12 protein-coding genes are annotated in these 17442 nt (G+C 40.3%); 4 read left to right on the top strand and 8 right to left on the bottom strand.

Going from position 1 to position 17442, the window contains the following annotated elements:
* Positions 1-7 precede the first annotated feature (7 nt).
* From fmt to trkA, 3 genes are read left to right on the top strand one after another with little or no spacing between them, the layout of a single operon-like run.
* Positions 8-1009, top strand: a complete 1002-nt coding sequence (gene fmt, locus H4J65_RS01600) for a methionyl-tRNA formyltransferase (protein ID WP_182194615.1) — start codon at positions 8-10, stop codon at positions 1007-1009.
* 2 nt (positions 1010-1011) lie between these two features.
* Positions 1012-2328, top strand: a complete 1317-nt coding sequence (gene rsmB, locus H4J65_RS01595) for a 16S rRNA (cytosine(967)-C(5))-methyltransferase RsmB (protein WP_182194613.1) — start codon at positions 1012-1014, stop codon at positions 2326-2328.
* 24 nt (positions 2329-2352) lie between these two features.
* A complete protein-coding gene (gene trkA / locus H4J65_RS01590) occupies positions 2353-3732 on the top strand; it encodes a Trk system potassium transporter TrkA (RefSeq protein WP_182136197.1) in 1380 nt (459 codons plus the stop codon).
* A 76-nt stretch (positions 3733-3808) separates the two neighbouring features.
* Here the strand turns inward: trkA and H4J65_RS01585 are convergent, their stop codons facing one another.
* The 4 genes from H4J65_RS01585 to H4J65_RS01570 all read right to left on the bottom strand — a co-directional run bounded on the left by H4J65_RS01585 (position 3809) and on the right by H4J65_RS01570 (position 9178).
* Entirely contained in the window at positions 3809-5275 is a 1467-nt protein-coding gene (locus H4J65_RS01585) for a TrkH family potassium uptake protein (RefSeq protein ID WP_182136198.1), read from the bottom strand.
* Positions 5276-5284: 9 nt separating this feature from the next.
* Positions 5285-5908: a YigZ family protein gene (locus H4J65_RS01580; protein ID WP_310649898.1), complete on the bottom strand. Its 624-nt coding sequence runs from the start codon at positions 5906-5908 to the stop codon at positions 5285-5287.
* A 12-nt stretch (positions 5909-5920) separates the two neighbouring features.
* Positions 5921-7240 (bottom strand): Xaa-Pro dipeptidase, encoded by a 1320-nt coding sequence (gene pepQ, locus H4J65_RS01575; RefSeq protein WP_182136200.1) that lies wholly within the window; start codon positions 7238-7240, stop codon positions 5921-5923.
* A 72-nt stretch (positions 7241-7312) separates the two neighbouring features.
* Positions 7313-9178, bottom strand: a complete 1866-nt coding sequence (locus tag H4J65_RS01570; RefSeq protein WP_310649897.1) for a transglycosylase SLT domain-containing protein — start codon at positions 9176-9178, stop codon at positions 7313-7315.
* Between the two features lie 280 nt (positions 9179-9458).
* Here H4J65_RS01570 and tusA point away from each other — a divergent pair, with 280 nt between their 5' ends.
* Positions 9459-9707, top strand: a complete 249-nt coding sequence (gene tusA, locus H4J65_RS01565; RefSeq protein WP_182136202.1) for a sulfurtransferase TusA — start codon at positions 9459-9461, stop codon at positions 9705-9707.
* 127 nt (positions 9708-9834) lie between these two features.
* Here the strand turns inward: tusA and H4J65_RS01560 are convergent, their stop codons facing one another.
* The 4 genes from H4J65_RS01560 to gyrB form a co-directional block, all read right to left on the bottom strand.
* Positions 9835-11271 carry a M28 family peptidase gene (locus tag H4J65_RS01560; RefSeq protein WP_182194606.1) on the bottom strand — a complete coding sequence of 479 codons (1437 nt, stop codon included), beginning with the start codon at positions 11269-11271 and terminating at the stop codon, positions 9835-9837.
* 346 nt (positions 11272-11617) lie between these two features.
* Positions 11618-13684: a glycine--tRNA ligase subunit beta gene (gene glyS / locus H4J65_RS01555; RefSeq protein WP_182194601.1), complete on the bottom strand. Its 2067-nt coding sequence runs from the start codon at positions 13682-13684 to the stop codon at positions 11618-11620.
* Complete coding sequence (glyQ, locus tag H4J65_RS01550) at positions 13684-14634, bottom strand: glycine--tRNA ligase subunit alpha (RefSeq protein WP_182194597.1); 951 nt, start codon at positions 14632-14634, stop codon at positions 13684-13686. The genes glyS and glyQ overlap by 1 nt, the downstream gene beginning before the upstream one ends.
* A gap of 355 nt (positions 14635-14989) precedes the next feature.
* Positions 14990-17434, bottom strand: coding sequence for a DNA topoisomerase (ATP-hydrolyzing) subunit B (gene gyrB / locus H4J65_RS01545; RefSeq protein ID WP_220460986.1), 2445 nt, complete (start codon positions 17432-17434; stop codon positions 14990-14992).
* Positions 17435-17442 lie beyond the last annotated feature (8 nt).

Raw genomic sequence — 17442 nt, 5'->3', positions numbered from 1 at the left:
AACTCCTTTGCCCAGTGCCGTAACTACACCATTAAATATCATTTTTGCTGGTACCCCTGACTTTGCCGCGCAACATTTAGCGGCGCTAATTCACTCAGAGCATAACATTGTTGCGGTTTATTGCCCGCCAGATAAACCGGCTGGCCGCGGTAAAAAGCTTACGGCTTGTGCAACTAAACTATTAGCCCTAGCGCACGACATTCCAGTTCAGCAGCCGGTGAACTTTAAAGCGGAACAAACACAGTTAACGCTGGCAAATTACCAAGCAGATGTCATGGTAGTGGTGGCTTATGGTTTATTATTGCCGACGGTGATTTTACAAACACCCAGATTAGGCTGTATTAATGTTCATGGTTCTATTTTGCCTAAATGGCGTGGTGCTGCACCGATTCAACGTGCTTTAGAAGCGGGTGACTCACAAACTGGCGTGACCATAATGCAAATGGATAAAGGCCTAGACACAGGTGATATGATATTAACCGCAACGTGTGACATTACCCTAAAAGACACGAGCGCAAGTTTATACGACAAGTTAGCTGAACTAGGTCCAAAAGCATTATTAAACACCTTAGCCTTGATGGCTTTAGGCAAGCATCAACGCCAAGCACAAAATAATCTACAAGCCACTCATGCGGCCAAACTTGATAAAGCAGATGCTGAGTTAGACTGGCAACAACCCGCAAGCATACTTGATCGAAAAATCAGAGCCTACATTCCATGGCCAGTGGCGCAATTTACCTTTGATGACAACAGTCAACAACACCGTATTCGGGTTTGGCAAGCTAGCGTTATTGAACTTGAGCATCAGCACCTGCCTGGCACTATTATAAGCTGCGATAAACAAGGTATTGTGGTCGCCACAACAGCCAATGCTTTACGACTTGAGATATTACAACTGCCAGGCAAAAAAGCCTTAGCTGTGGCTGACATACTCAATGGCAAAGCAGATTGGTTTACCCAAGGCCAATCAATCAATCGGCTAATACAGCCTCAACAAGAGTTAACTTAATTATGGCCGCTAATCTTAGAGCACTGGCTGCTCGTTGTACCTTTGCCGTTGTTGATAAAGGCCGTAGTTTGTCAGACGAACTACCACAACAAATCGCAAAAATAGATATTAAAGATAAAGGGCTATTACAAGAGCTTTGCTATGGCGTATTAAGACATTTACCTGAGCTTGAACATGATGTTCGTGACTTCATTAAAAAACCCTTTAGCGGTAAACAACGCGTTGGTCACTTTTTATTACTGGTTGGGATTTATCAAATAAAGTATACCCGCATACCAGATCACGCCGCATTTAATGAAACCGTTTCCGCCTGTAAAGCCTTAAAATGCGACCATTTAAAAGGTGTGATTAATGGCGTATTAAGAAATTTCCAACGTCAGCAAACACAATTAGCAGATAAAAGCCTAACCGCTGAACCTAGCAAGCTACCGGAAGCGATCGCCTTTAACCACCCCTCTTGGTTTATTAAAAAACTACAAAGTGGTTACCCTGATAGTTGGCAAGATATTCTCAACGCGAATATGCAAAGGCCGCCGATGTGGTTGCGAGTTAATGTCCTACACCATAGTATTGATGAATATCTAGCTTTATTAGTGGCTGAAAACATTGATTATGCCTATGTCGATGAAAAGTCATCTGCGATACGTTTAACTGACGCCATCGATGTCAATAAGTTGCCTGGATTTCAGCTAGGTTGGGTATCAATTCAAGACGGCGCCGCACAACAAGCTGCACTTTTACTTGATTGCCAGCCAGATGACAATGTACTTGATTGTTGTGCCGCGCCAGGTGGCAAAACCTGTCATATACTTGAATATAGTCCAAAAATAAAAGCGCTAACCGCCATTGATATTGAAGAGTCGCGCTTGCTGAGAGTGCATGAAAACCTACAACGTCTGAACCTACAAGCAAAGGTGATTACCGCTGATGCCGCGACACCAGACAAGTGGTGGAATGGAGAATTATTTGACCGCATTTTACTTGACGCTCCGTGTTCGGGTACTGGTGTCATCCGCAGACACCCTGATATTAAATGGTTACGTAAAAGCCAAGACATTGCGGTATTAACTGATTTACAACAAGATATATTAAAAAATGTATGGTCTTTATTAAAACCCGGTGGTACTTTGCTGTATGCAACATGCAGTGTATTACCAGAAGAAAATAGTCAGCAAGTTCAACGTTTTGTTGCTGAAAATTCAGATGTGGAGCATATCGCGATAACCAATAATGCAGATGATATTGGTTGGCAGATACTGTCTAACGACAATTCGATGGACGGTTTTTACTACGCCAAACTCATTAAAAAATCACAGTAAAAACAACAATAAAAGCAATCTTAAATGAAAATTATAATTATTGGTGCTGGGCAAGTTGGTGGAACATTAGCAGAAAATCTTGTTGGCGAAAAAAACGAAATTACGCTAATAGACACCAACAGTGAAACCTTGCGTGAGTTACAAGACAAAATGGATTTACGCGTTGTTGTGGGTCACGGCTCTCACCCTGATGTGCTAAAACAAGCTGGCGCAGAAGATGCTGAACTCGTTGTTGCAGTAACCAACGACGATGCTACCAACATGATTGCTTGCCAAATTTGTTATTCGCTCTTTAATACCGCCAATAAAATTGCCCGAATTCGCTCAAGTCAAATTCTCAAATATCAAAAAGAACTCTTTCAAAATAAAAATATTCCAGTAGATCATATTATTGCACCAGAGCAATTGGTGACCCGAGATATTGCCCGACTTATTGATTACCCAGGTGCACTACAAGTATTAGAATTTGCTGAAGGTAAGGTCAGTTTAGTTGCCGTTAAAGCTTATTATGGGGGCTTATTGGTGGGTCATGCCCTATCTACTTTGCGCGAACATATTCCGAATATTGATACCCGGGTGGCGGCTATTTATCGTAATGGTAAACCTATTCGACCTTTGGGCACTACCGTTATTGAAGCTGATGACGAAGTATTCTTTATTGCCGCCTCAATTCATATTCGCGCGGTGATGAACGAACTGCAAAAATTGGAAGCGCCTTATAAAAAAATCATGATCGCCGGTGGTGGTAATATCGGCTCAGGGTTAGCGCGCTTGTTAGAGAAAAACCACCAAGTAAAATTAATCGAGCATTCGGCTAAACGCGCAGCCTATTTAGCGTCTGAGCTAAACGACACCTTAGTGTTTACCGGTGATTCTTCTGATCAAGAGTTACTGTTAGAAGAACACATTGATCAGTTTGACGTTTTTATTGCTGTCACCAACGATGACGAAGCCAACATTATGTCATCGTTATTAGCAAAACGCTTAGGGGTACGCAAAGCTATGGTATTAATCCAGCGCAGTGCTTACATTGATTTAGTCCATGGTAGTGATATAGATATTGCCGTTTCACCGCAACACGCCACTATTTCCGCCTTATTAACCCACGTGCGCCGTGGTAATATTAATAATGTTTATAGCTTGCGTGGTGGCGCAGCAGAAGCAATAGAAATTGTCGCTAAGGGTGATGAAAAATCATCTAAAGTGGTGGGTAAAACTATCCAACAGATCAGGTTACCACCCGGCACAACTATTGGTGCAATCGTGCGTGGCGAAGAAGTCTTAATTGCCCATTCAGATACTCGAATTCAAGCAGAAGACCATGTGGTGTTATTTTTAGTTAACAAACGCTATATCAGCGACGTTGAAGCTTTATTCCAACTGGATGCCATAGCGTTTTTCTAAGCGACTTTTTCTAAGCGATTTGTTCTAAGCGATTTATTCTAAGCAATAATGTGTTAAGTACTATCAGAAAAATATATTAGGTTCGCCAAAATGCTGGTGTCATTAGTACCAGCAAGGTAAATATCTCTAAACGGCCAAACAGCATGGCAACAACCAAAACCCATTTACTAAAATCATTTATTTCTGCGTAGTTGGACGCAACCTGCCCCAAACCTGGGCCCAAATTATTCAAACAGGCAGCCACGGCAGTAAAGGCTGAAATGTCATCCATTCCGCCCGCTAATAACAACAACATACAAACAACAAACACAGCCGCATAAGCAGAGAAAAAACCCCATATGGCTTCTACCACACGATTTGGTAGCGCTTTTTTACCTAACTTAATCGTAAAAACGGCTTTAGGATGTACTAATCTATTTAATTCTCGCACGCCTTGTAAATAAAGCAGTAATACCCGAATGACTTTCATGCCACCACCGGTACTGCCAGCGCAACCACCAATAAAACTAGCAAGTATTAATAAAATGGGCAGCAGCGTTGGCCAGTTAGCAAAAGCGACTTCGCCGGAAGATGTTGTTGAAAATCCGGCAGTGGTACTAATTGAAACGGCATGAAACATCGCTTGTTCAAAGTTTTCAAAACCTGACTGGTAAACATTAAAACTCGTTAGCACAATAAAACACACTAAGATCAAAACGGCTTGAATACCCAAAAATACTTTAAATTCTGAATCATAAAAATAACTACGTAATGATCGGCTGTTCACTACCGCGAAATGCAAAGCAAAGTTCACCCCGGCAACCAGTAAGAAAAATACACAGATAAAATTGATTAGCGGACTATTAAAATAGCCCATACTTAAGTCGTGAGTCGAGAAGCCACCAATCGCAATAGTAGAGAAAGAGTGGCAAATAGCGTCAAATAAATTCATCCCCGCTGCCCAATAACTCATGGCACAGGCAAGGGTTAAGGTGACATAGATTAACCACAAATGCTTAGCCGTGTCGGCAATGCGCGGGGTCATTTTTGAATCTTTCACCGGCCCTGGAGTTTCAGCGCGATATAACTGCATACCACCTATGCCTAGCATAGGTAAAATAGCCACGGCTAACACAATGATCCCCATACCACCCAACCACTGTAGTTGTTGTCGATACCAAAGCACCGCGTGTGGTAATCCGTCAATCTGCGTTAATATGGTTGCGCCTGTCGTAGTGAGACCCGAAAAAGACTCAAAAAATGCATCGGCAACGCTAAGGTTAGGTTGATCTAATAATAATAAAGGCACCGCTGAGAAACTCGCCAAAACGGTCCAAAACAACACCACAATTAAAAAGCCTTCTCGTGCCCTTAAATCGCTTTTTTCGTCTCGATAAGGATACCAAGATAAAAGCCCCGCGATTAAACAAAAAAGAAATGACATTAAGAAAGAAACACCACCACCATCTCGATAAACCAGAGAAATAAAAGCAGGCGGCAGCATAGTTACGCTCAGTAAGGCGACTAATAACCCTAATATTCGGATGATATTTTTAAATTGCACGGTAGTTTATTATTGCTTTTTAGTTATAGGTTGAAGTGTTAACTGTCCCGCAGACATGGTTTGCAATTGCTGTTGGAAAAGCTCAAGTTTTTCATCAGGTAATGCGAGTATCAGCACAACATTCTCATGGTAGTCTTGCTGGATAATTTCGCCACCTATTTGCTCAACAAAATGCAAAACATCATTTACTTGTGCATATTGACACGCTAGTGTTTTGCGTACCATAGGAATTTTCAATTTTGTCGGTAAATTCGCCAGTGCTTGCTTAACGCTGCCGCCATATGCGCGTTGTAAACCACCAGGTCCAAGCTTAGTACCACCAAAATATCGTACAACAACAGCACAAAGCTCACCAAGATTACTGCCCATTAACATATTAAGCATAGGTTTACCGGCAGTGCCTGACGGCTCCCCGTCGTCAGAAAAGCCATATAATTGGCTATTTTCAGGCCGACCAACAATAAAAGCATAACAGTGATGATTAGCTTGTGGATGTAATACTTGTAAGCTTTTAATAAACGCTTTGGCATCAGCAGCACTGGTGCAAGGTTTAAGGTAACAAATAAAGCGGCTGCGCGTGACTATGGTTTCATCAATAATCGCTTTGGCCGCTATTTCATATGGTGTAGACACAAATAGTTTCGCTTAGTTTAAGTCAGAATCTCGTGTCATATTTTCATTATGCGACTGGTGAACAATGACATTATCTTCTATTCTGATACCACCAAATGGCCGCATAGCATCAACTTCTGACCAATTAACCATTTTACCATGGGCAGATTTTTTTAAGTCAGCTAGCAGAGAATTGATAAAATATAAGCCAGGTTCAATAGTAAAAACTTGATTGCTTTCTATCACGCGCGACGTCCGTAAAAAAGCATGTTGCTCTGGGGTATTAACGTGAGTTCCACGTTCGTCAGCCATAAAACCGCCAACATCGTGCACTTGTAAACCTAAGTGATGACCTAAGCCATGGGGGAAAAAGGTAGAAATAATACCACTTTCAACCGCCGTATCGACATCAACATTAATAAAGTTAAACTCTCGTAATACCTTACCTACTTCGCGATAAGTGGCAATATGTAGATCAACATAACTCAGCCCTGGTTTTAAAGCGTCAACCGCATTCAACATTAAAATATCCATGCGCGCAATTAGCTCAGCAAAACGATCGCGCTTAAAAGAGTAAGTGCGAGTAATATCAGCGGCATAACCATTAAAATTAGCGCCGGCATCCAGTAAAAAAGAACGATGGGCTTGTGGTACACCGCGATCTAAAGCGGTGTAATGCAAAATAGAGGTATTTTCATTTAACGCAACAATATTGCCATAAGGTGTTTCACTTTCAACATGTTGTGTGGCTTTAAGAAAAGCATGTTGGATATCATACTCTGAGGCACCATCGAAAAAAGCGGCTTTGGCTGCTTTATGGCCCTTAACCGCAATCTCATTTGAACGGCGCAAACACGTTTGTTCGTAAGAGGTTTTATAAGCACGGTGAAAATGAAAATAGTTAATCAATGGCTCGGGATTGATATGCTCAAAGCCTAACGCTTTCGCCACTTCAATATGAGCACCAATATAGGCAAAAGATTTTTTATCATAAGGCAGTAACTTGTCGACATCACTGGCTTTAGCTAAAATTTTTATATCAAAAAATTCATGCCAATAATCATCCGCTAAACCGATGACTTTATGCCAAAAATCAACTGGCTGGTAATAAATCAGTGTAGGTTTATCTGTACCGTTAACCAATAACCAACAGTTAGCAACATCAACTAAAGGTAACCAGGCTTTAAAGTGTGGGTTAACGCGAAATGGATAGCTGTTATCGTCTAAGAAGGCTTTAATTTCTTGACCAGAGTGAATGACTAAACCTTCAAGATTTTCTCTTGCTAATACGGTTTTAGTTCGTTTTTGTAACTCAGCTACATGAGCTGGGTATTGGCTAGCTAGTGTATTCATCTGGTAACTCTCTCAATTTCTTTGGTGTTAATTGTACCTTGTTTAGCCCAATATTATAATGCAAGCGTGCTGCTATTCGTTTATATTCATTGCAATGATCTGGTCAAACAAAGAGGCCGCTTGTCCTACTTTGTGTTGATATATTTGCTGATAAGCTAAAACACTTTTAACATATTCTCGGGTTTCTTTGAACGGAATGGTTTCAATCCAAACATCGGCAGGTAATGACTCAGCGTTTTTTAACCAACTTCTTACGCGATAAGGGCCGGCATTATAAGCCGCGGTAGCCAGTACCTGATTGCCATCATGGCGGTCGAGTAAATCACGTAAATATTTTGTGCCTAATTTAATATTATTTTTAGCTTTGAATAAATATTGAGTAGAGACTTTTTTGCGCGCCAGCTGTTTTGCTGTACCCGGCATAATTTGCATTAAACCTTTAGCGCCAGCTGGAGAATTAGCATCAGACATAAATGAACTTTCACGACGCGTGATAGCAAACGCCCAAGCTGGATTAATGTTTTGCTGGCCCGCATAGTGGTTAATTTCACTTTCAAAGCCCAATGGAAAACGTAAACCTACATCGTTAAGATACCCCACTTTAGCTAAGGTAAATATCGCCCTGTCATACCATTGCATTTCATTGGCAACTTTAGAGGCAACTAACTTGTCGCGCTTACTGAGTTTAGACAACCAATAATTCCATTCCTTACGGGCGTGATAAAACCGACCAATGGCAAACAGCTCAATGGCTCTTTTTGCTTCAGGACTTTTAGTTACTAAGGCTCTTTCATCTGCGCTAACAACGAGCGGTATATTCTGAAAATTAGCCGGTTTATTTAAATAACTCGCGGCTAAAAAACCATAATAATGTCGGCTTAACGCCAGCTTATTTAAGCGTAAATTTCCTGCCACTAACTCATCAGTGGCCAACAAGCTTCTGCCATACCAGTACTGCCACTGCAGGCTGTTTTGTGCTATTTCAGGTAATTTTAACAGCTTAGTTTTGATATTTTGCCAATTTTGATCACGCAGCGCGTCGGTTATATACCACTGGGTTAAATTACTGGTAAATAAGTTTTCATCGACTTTCGCTAACCATGAGGCCGCATCAAGATGATTTTTACTGGCTAACGCTAGGGCAAATTTTAACGTGATTTGTTGCTGTTGCTGCACAGAAAAAGGTAACAACAACTGGGCTAATTGATAGGTATCAAGTGCTTGCTTTGGATCACGCCATATTAGGCGCTTTAAACCATAAGCGACTATTTCCGCCTCTCTCTGGGTTTTATTTTTAAATTTTGATAAGTGTGTAGTGTATGACGGGTCGCGACGTACTTGATGCCAAAGCTGAGCTAAATATTGCTCATTCTCTGGTAATAACCGAGTTAAATACGGTATTAAAGTATGTTTACCACCATCTGCTGATAAGACGATACGTTGCCATATTACCTCATTGCTTCGATATCCTGCTTGCTGCCACTGCTTAAACAAAGGGTCACAAACTTTAGGTTGCGACTTACCTACTAGCCAAAGCGAGCTTACTTTTGGCAATACTTTAGTGGGTGACACACCAGATTGCAGTTGAAAGCGATAATGCTGACAGGTGAGTTCAACGTCATTAGTAGCTTCGAAAAAGTTTTGAAAAAGTACCCGCTGCTTACGTTTGGCTAAATAAGTTAGCCATTTATTTCTTAAAGGCCAATCCAGTGGTGTGCCTTTATACTTTGCTAAAAAGTCCCTTATCTCTGGCGCTGATGACAACTTCATGTTGGTCATTAAGCGTTTCTGATCCAAATAAGGTTGCAGCGGATAATAATGTAGTTGGTTATATAGGTTTTGATAACTAGCAGAGTTGTGATTCCAAGTTTGCTTTTCGGCTTGCAAGAAATTTTTTCGCTGCTGGCTTTCATCATTAGCGAAAGTTGCTGCACTCACTAATAGCGCACTTAAGATGACGGTTTTAAAAAATCGGAAACTAGCTAGCGGCATAAGAAGACCTTGGAGAAATAAGCATGGATCAATTATTCACCTCTAACGTGACAAAGCAAGCTTATTACAGACAATTATTAGCTTAATTATCAATATTGGCTCTTGAAGTCAGTTTTAGATACTTAAAAATCCATTGAAAAAAAACAATCAAGGTAAGTTTATTGTTGCGTCATGGTAAATAGGCTTTAAAATTAGCGCCAAACCCTATTCCCTAGCAAGGTAAAGCATGACCGATTGCCCTTTTTCAGCTCCAGACCACCAATTAGATGCCATTGGGCTTCGCTGCCCCGAGCCAGTAATGATGCTTCGGCTAAAAATACGAAAAATGGCCGAAGGTGAAACCCTCCTTGTGAGCGCTGATGACCCGTCAACTGCAAGAGATATCCCAAGCTTTTGTCGATTTATGGATCATCAACTTATTAGTCAACAAGTTAAAAAAATACCTTTTCAATACGTTATTAAAAAAGGGTTATGACATTAAATTACTGATCAGTGCATAATAGTTGAAGCCAAATAATTTTTTTGAGCTATTTTTAACAGAAAAATTATACCGCTTGGTTACTCAGCCATAAAATCAACTTGTTATCATAGTTTTTAAATGGTTATTGATAACCCCCGAAAGAACCCGCAGGACCCGGAAAAACCACTGGGCTTTCAAAACCATCTTTTGCAACACTGCTAACACCAAAAAAATAGTTATCGATTACAATATTTTTTAACTCAAATTCAGTGACATCACCGACATATTGGCTATTTGTCCATGTTGGCTCTGTGGTTAATCGCCAATGAACACGGTAACCCGCTAAGTTATTTGCCATAGTCCCTGCTGGACGCTGCCATTTTAAACTTGTTGATGCTTTAACTGCCCCTGAAATTTCAGTATTGGCTGGCGGTGGTGGCGCCCAAGCCATAGCGGCCATAGTAACGGCGTTTAACGAGGTTAATTTCGCAGTAAAATCAAAATCTACACCAGCAATAACATCACCGAACGCTCGACCATTTTCGCTTCTAAGGTCTTGATGCTGACGATCGTAGTGCTCATTAGTTTCCATAATACGCACGGCAGGATAACCAACGGCATTAAAGGGTCTATGATGTCCGCCTCGACCAAATCTGTCCAATCTATATATCATCATAACGTCTAAGTTAGGGATGTATTGGTCGGCAATTTTATCAATATAGCGAGCTACATTTCGTGAAGACGAATCTACTTCACCGCCGGTAAATCTGCGTTTTTTAGCTTCTGCCGGTGTTTCAACATAGCGAACGCCTTCGGAAAAAACCCTTGCGGTTGTATTGTTGATAATGCCATTGATACCTGAAATATTACCAATCATGTCGTTATTAATAACCGCTTCCACACGCCAAGCTTCTTTCTTGGCAATACCCGCCATTATTTTTCCACCAAACAATCCCTGTTCTTCTCCTGATAATGCAGCATAAACTACAGTACCGGCAAATTTATGTTGGGACAGCACTCTAGCGGCTTCGATAACTCCGGCAACACCTGAAGCATTATCATTGGCTCCTGGAGAGGCACTGGTGTAATCAAGCGGGTCTGACACACGTGAGTCTATATCACCAGACATCACGATATAGCGATTGGGATCGAGTTGGCCGCGCTGAATAGCGATAACATTGATCACTTCAGTCGGTTCAGGAATTCGCTTTTCTCCTGAAAAGGTCTGTTTTTGATAAACAACTTCTAAACAGCCTCCACATTGTGCTGAAATTTCATCAAATTCTGACTTAATCCAACGACGTGCCGCGCCAATCCCTTGGCTATCTGACTTTGTCTCTGACAAGGTATGCCTAGTACCAAAGTCAACTAATGTAGTGACATCTTTTTTCAGTCTCTCTGCACTTACTTCTTGCTGTATCTCACGCAATACCAACTGCTCATTCGGCGGCACCACTGTAGCAGCGTAAACAGGTATAGCCGTAGCAAACGCACATAACACCCCAAAAGTTTTTCGAGAAAAAGCATTAAACGATGCAGTAAGCGAGATACTCTTCACTTGAGAAAAATGTATAAACATAACGACGACCTAATATTATTGTGATTATTACTTTGGTAAAAGATTACCACATTTAATAAGCTTGACGGGTTCATCCGTCCTATTAATAATTCAATTCAACTCACTGTTAAACTCGCTATTGAGCTCACTATTGAACTTATTATCAAATGATTAATACTGAGAGTTAGATCGGCCATATAATTATATCAAGCTAAAATTAACGCCCTTGCCATTTGGATTATCTTCCCCTTAGTCAGGGTGATCAGGCTTCTTTCAGCCTATCAGGTTTGCCAGCTTCGCTGGATAAACAAAAAAAAGGAATGCCTTAGCATTCCTTTTAGTTTTTAATACGCTACAACCACAAATATTACTGCAATAAAGAAATATCAGCTATCGCAAGAAAACTATTACGAATTTCATTTAGTAAGGTCAAGCGATTGGTTTTAACTTGTTCATCATCAGCCATCACCATGACATGATCAAAAAAGTTATCAATGGGCTGCTTTAACGCCGCTAATTCGGTTAATGCGCTTTGATAATCTTTTGTCGCCATTAATGGTGCTATTTTAATATTAACCACTGAAAAAGCTGAGGCCAACTCTGTTTCAGCAGCTTCTGTCGCTAAATCAGCTTTAAAAGCGTTAAAAAGCTCACCTTTAAATTTAACTAAAATATTACCCACACGCTTGTTAGCGGCGGCTAACGTAGCCGCTTCACCTAAGGTTTTAAAATGTGTGACCGCATGAATACGCTTGTCAAAGTCCAATGGTGAAGACGGAGCGTTAGCTAGCACAGCTTGTATGACATCAACCGTAATATTTTGATCTTGATAATAAGCACGGTAGCGACCAAAAACAAATTCAAGTACTTGTTGAGTCACGTCTTGATTGCTTAATTTATCTTGATAAAGCTCAACACTTTTTGCTAATAAATCTGCAATATCTAAATTAAGATCTTTCTCAATGATGATACGGATCAAACCAATAGCCGCACGGCGCAAAGCAAACGGGTCTTTATCCCCCTTAGGCGCTTGGTTAATGCCAAAGATACCGACTAAGGTATCGACTTTATCAGCAATAGCAACAGCGCAACCTATGGTTTGTTCAGGTAATACATCACCCGCGAAACGAGGTCTATATTGATCTTCTAAAGCCTGTGCAACAGCTGCCGGTTCACCATCATGCTGAGCATAATACTTACCCATGGTGCCTTGAACTTGTGGAAATTCAAGCACCATATCTGACATTAAATCTGTTTTGCTCAGTAAACCTGCGCGATAGGCTATAGCGGTATCATCGCCAGTTTTATCCGCAACGAATGCACTTAAACTAGCAATACGTTCAGACTTAGCTTTCACTGTGCCTAATTGCTTTTGAAACAACATCGACTCTAAACCTTGCAGTCTTGACTCAAGTGATTGTTTTTTATCTGTTTTAAAGAAAAACTCCGCATCCGCCAAACGGGGTCGAATAACCTTCTCATTACCTTTAACAACCTGACTTGGATCTTTGCTATCAATATTTGATACAAAGATGAATTTATTCAACAAGTTACCTTCGCTATCAGTGACAGGAAAGTATTTTTGATGATCTTTCATCGAATAAATTAAGGGTTCAGCAGGTACATTCAAAAACTCTTTGTCGAAGCTGCCTGTTAATACTACTGGCCATTCAACTAATGAAGTCACTTCTTCTAGTAAGTCGTCATCCGGTAAAACGAAACCACCAATGGCTATCGCCGCGGCATTAATTTGCTGTTGAATAGTGTCTTTACGTGCTTGATAGTCAACCACAACATGCGCTGCTTTTAGTGCACTTTCATAGTCATTGGCATGTGCTAACGCGACTAAGCCGTGATGATGAAAGCGGTGACCGGTCACTAAGTTATTAGAGCGAATGTTTAACGATTCACCGGCAATAATACTTGCGCCATAAAGTAATGTTAGCGTATGCACAGGACGAATAAATTGTGTTCTACCTGAGCCCCAACGCATAGGTTTAGGTACAGGTAACTTTGCAATAGCTTGGTTAACCATATCAGGAATTAACTGCTCAACATGTTTGCCTTGCTCAATGGTTTTGTAAAGTAACCATTCACCTTTATCTGTTACCAAACGCTCTGCTTGAGCAACAGTGATGCCATTTGAGCGCGCCCAACCTTCGGCAGCTTTACTTGCTTTACCTTCAGCATCAAAGGCTACGCTAACAGCAGGACCACGTTTTTCAATGGCTTTATCAGCTTGGTTAGCGACTAAGTTGTCAACCTTTACCGCTAAACGTCTTGGCGTTGCATACCAATAAATATCAGAATAAGAAAGTTTTGCTTCATCTAGTTGTAATTTAATTTGCTCAAAGAACGTTGTAGCTAAGGTTCTCAACGACTTTGGTGGTAACTCTTCAGTACCGAGTTCAATCAATAGTGTTTCTGTTGTCATTATGACTGTCCCTTAGTTGAGTTATTATTGCTTGAGTTATCATTGGCTGCATTATTTTTACAAAGCGGAAAGCCAAGCTCTTCACGTTTTGCGTAATAGGCTTGTGCACAAGCTTTTGATAAAGCTCTTACTCTCAATATGTAACGTTGGCGTTCTGTTACCGATATGGCGTGTCGAGCATCCAGTAAGTTAAAGGCATGAGAAGCTTTCATCACTTGTTCGTACGCCGGTAAGGCTAAACCTGCTTCAATCAGTTTTTCACTGTCTTTTTCACATTGATCAAAGGTGTTAAATAAGGCATCAACGTCAGCATATTCAAAGTTATAAGTGGATTGTTCAACTTCATTTTGATGAAAGACATCGCCATAAAGTACTTTACCCATAGGACCATCAGTCCAAACCAGATCATAAATACTGTCTACGTTTTGAATATACATGGCTAAGCGTTCTAAGCCATAGGTTATTTCACCCGTAACAGGTGCACACTCTATACCACCAACTTGTTGAAAGTAAGTGAACTGCGTAACTTCCATACCATTTAGCCAGATTTCCCAACCTAAACCCCAGGCGCCTAAGGTGGGTGATTCCCAGTTGTCTTCTACAAAGCGAATATCGTGCACGAGTGGATCAATACCCATCTCTTTTAACGAGTCAAGGTAAAGCTCTTGAATATTATCTGGAGAAGGCTTTAACATGACTTGAAATTGATAGTAGTGTTGTAGGCGATTTGGATTTTCACCGTAGCGACCATCGGTTGGACGTCGACATGGTTGCACATAAGCACTACTCATTGGCTCAGGACCAATAGAACGTAAAAATGTCATCGGGTGAAATGTGCCGGCCCCAACTTCTAAATCTAATGGCTGAACTATTACACAGCCTTGGCGTGACCAATAATCTTGCAACTGCAATATTAGTCCTTGAAAGGTCTTTATATTAAACGTACTCATAACATTCCGAATCTATAGTTATATGGGATTAAATAAGGCTAATTATACCGTTTGTCGCTTTATTAGCCTAGTGTGCTTATCGCAATTTAATTAATTAAGTGATCTAAGTTTTCATCAAGAAAAATGGCTAAAGACAAGGTATAAAATTTTATCCGTCATTGACTGATAAATTTACAACACGGTATTTTTTCATTTTAAGCATTAAGGATAAGCAGATAATTAGTCAATGGTATTACTAAATGTTAGCACTAGATATTAGGACTAGATGTCAGCTATTTTTTGTCTAAAAATATCTGCTTAGAAACAAAAATGCCCGATTTGATGATCGGGCATTATTATCTCTACAGTTTAAAGGCTAAACATCTAGGTTAGCTACTTTAAGCGCGTTTTCTTCAATGAAGTGTCTACGCGGTTCAACATGATCACCCATCAGGGTAGTAAACAATTGATCAGCTGCAATAGCGTCTTCAATAGTTACCTGTAACATTCTGCGTGAATCTGGATCCATGGTAGTTTCCCATAATTGATTGGGATTCATTTCACCTAGACCTTTATAACGTTGAATATATTGGCCACGTTTAGATTCAGCCATTAACCAATTTAATGCTTCATCAAACTCAGTTATTTGCTTAATTTTTTCGCCACGTTTAACGTAAGCACCTTCTTCCATTAAGCCATTCACTGCTTTATTTAGACTTTGAATTGAGGCAAATTCTTTTGAGTCAAAAAATTCATAGTCACAATCATAAACCGTATCAATACCATGTTTACGGACATTAAAGCTTGGGTAATAAACATGGCGTTCTTGATCATGCTTAACTTCAACAGTATAGATAGAGCCATTACCATCTTGCTCAGAAAGCTGTTTTAGTAGATCAGCGGTCCAAGATTCAACGTTGGCTTTAGTTTTGAATTCTTCAGTGGTAATTAATTCACCGTAGATCATCTTTTCTAGAATATCAGCAGGAATTAAACGCGATACGCGCTTAATAGTTTCGTGAGTTTTACGGAACTGTTTTACTAAATTTTCTAATGATAAGCCTGATAAGGCCGGTGCAGATTCATTAACATGAATTTCTGCATTCTCTAATGCCAGTGATGTTAAATACTCAACTAAGCCATTTTCATCTTTTATGTAACGTTCTTGCTTACCTTTTTTCACTTTATAAAGTGGCGGTTGAGCAATATAAATATAGCCACGTTCCATTATTTCAGGCATTTGACGATAGAAAAATGTCAGTAATAATGTTCGTATGTGTGAACCATCGACATCAGCATCGGTCATAATGATAATACTGTGATAACGCAGTTTTTCTGGGTTATATTCATCGCGACCAATACCACAACCTAACGCTGTGATTAACGTGCCAACTTCTTGAGAAGATATCATTTTATCAAAACGCGCTTTTTCTACGTTAAGAATTTTACCTTTCAATGGCAATATAGCCTGATTTTTGCGATTTCTTCCCTGCTTAGCAGAGCCGCCAGCAGAGTCCCCTTCCACAATATAGAGTTCAGATAGCGCTGGATCTTTTTCCTGACAATCAGCTAACTTGCCCGGTAAACCTGCAATATCTAACACCCCTTTGCGGCGAGTCATTTCTCTTGCTTTACGCGCTGCTTCACGAGCACGAGCTGCATCAACAATTTTCATTATGATAGTGCGAGCAACCGAAGGCTTTTCTAATAGGTATTCACCTAATTTTTCGCCCATAGCTTGTTCTACTGCAGTTTTAACTTCAGATGAAACAAGCTTATCTTTTGTTTGAGAAGAGAACTTAGGATCAGGTACTTTAACTGAAATTACCGCAGTTAAGCCTTCACGAGCATCGTCACCAGAGGCACTGGTTTCAGTACTGCCACCTTTTTTAGTTTTGTTTAAACCTTCTTTAACCATGTAGCTATTAAGCGTACGGGTTAATGCGGTACGAAAACCACTTAAGTGAGTACCACCGTCGCGTTGTGGAATGTTATTAGTGAAACAATGAATGCTTTCTTGGAAGCCATCGTTCCACTGCATTGCCACTTCAACTACAATGCCATCTTCTCGTTCTAAATCGAAGTAGAAAATCTCTTCATTAACTGGCGTTTTATTGGTATTTAAATAATCAACAAAGGCTTGAATACCACCATCAAATTGAAAGTGATCTGACTTACCTTCTTCACGTTCATCAATAAGTCTAATTGATACACCTGAATTCAAAAATGATAATTCACGAATTCTTTTTACCAGTAGGTCATAGTGAAATAGCACATCGGTGAAGGTCTCTTCACTTGGCCAAAATCTGACTTCTGTCCCGGTTTTATCACTTTCGCCAACCTGTTTCATAGGCTCTTGTGGTATACCGTGGTGATAAAATTGTTCGAATAATTTACCCGCTCGGCGAATATTTAGTTTCAATTTACTACTGAGGGCATTTACTACTGAAATACCAACACCGTGTAAACCACCCGAAACTTTATAACCTGAGTCTTCACCACCGAACTTACCACCAGCATGCAATACTGTCATGATAACTTCAGCGGCAGAAATACCCTCTTCTGGATGAATTTCTGTTGGAATTCCACGACCGTCATCCTTTACAGATACCGAGCCGTCTATGTGAATTTTAACAATAATATCAGTACAGTGACCTGCAAGAGCTTCATCAATTGAGTTATCCAACACCTCAAATACCATGTGATGAAGGCCTGTGCCATCATCGGTATCACCTATATACATCCCTGGTCTTTTACGAACTGCATCTAAGCCTTTTAGTACTTTTATACTAGCCGAGTCATATTCATTTTCTATTGTCATAGCTTGTA

This window comes from Colwellia sp. MB02u-9, from assembly GCF_014077085.1.
Lineage (GTDB): Bacteria > Pseudomonadota > Gammaproteobacteria > Enterobacterales > Alteromonadaceae > Cognaticolwellia.
Note: the sequence above shows the minus strand (reverse complement) of the source record. Positions and strands in the feature narration are given on the sequence as shown.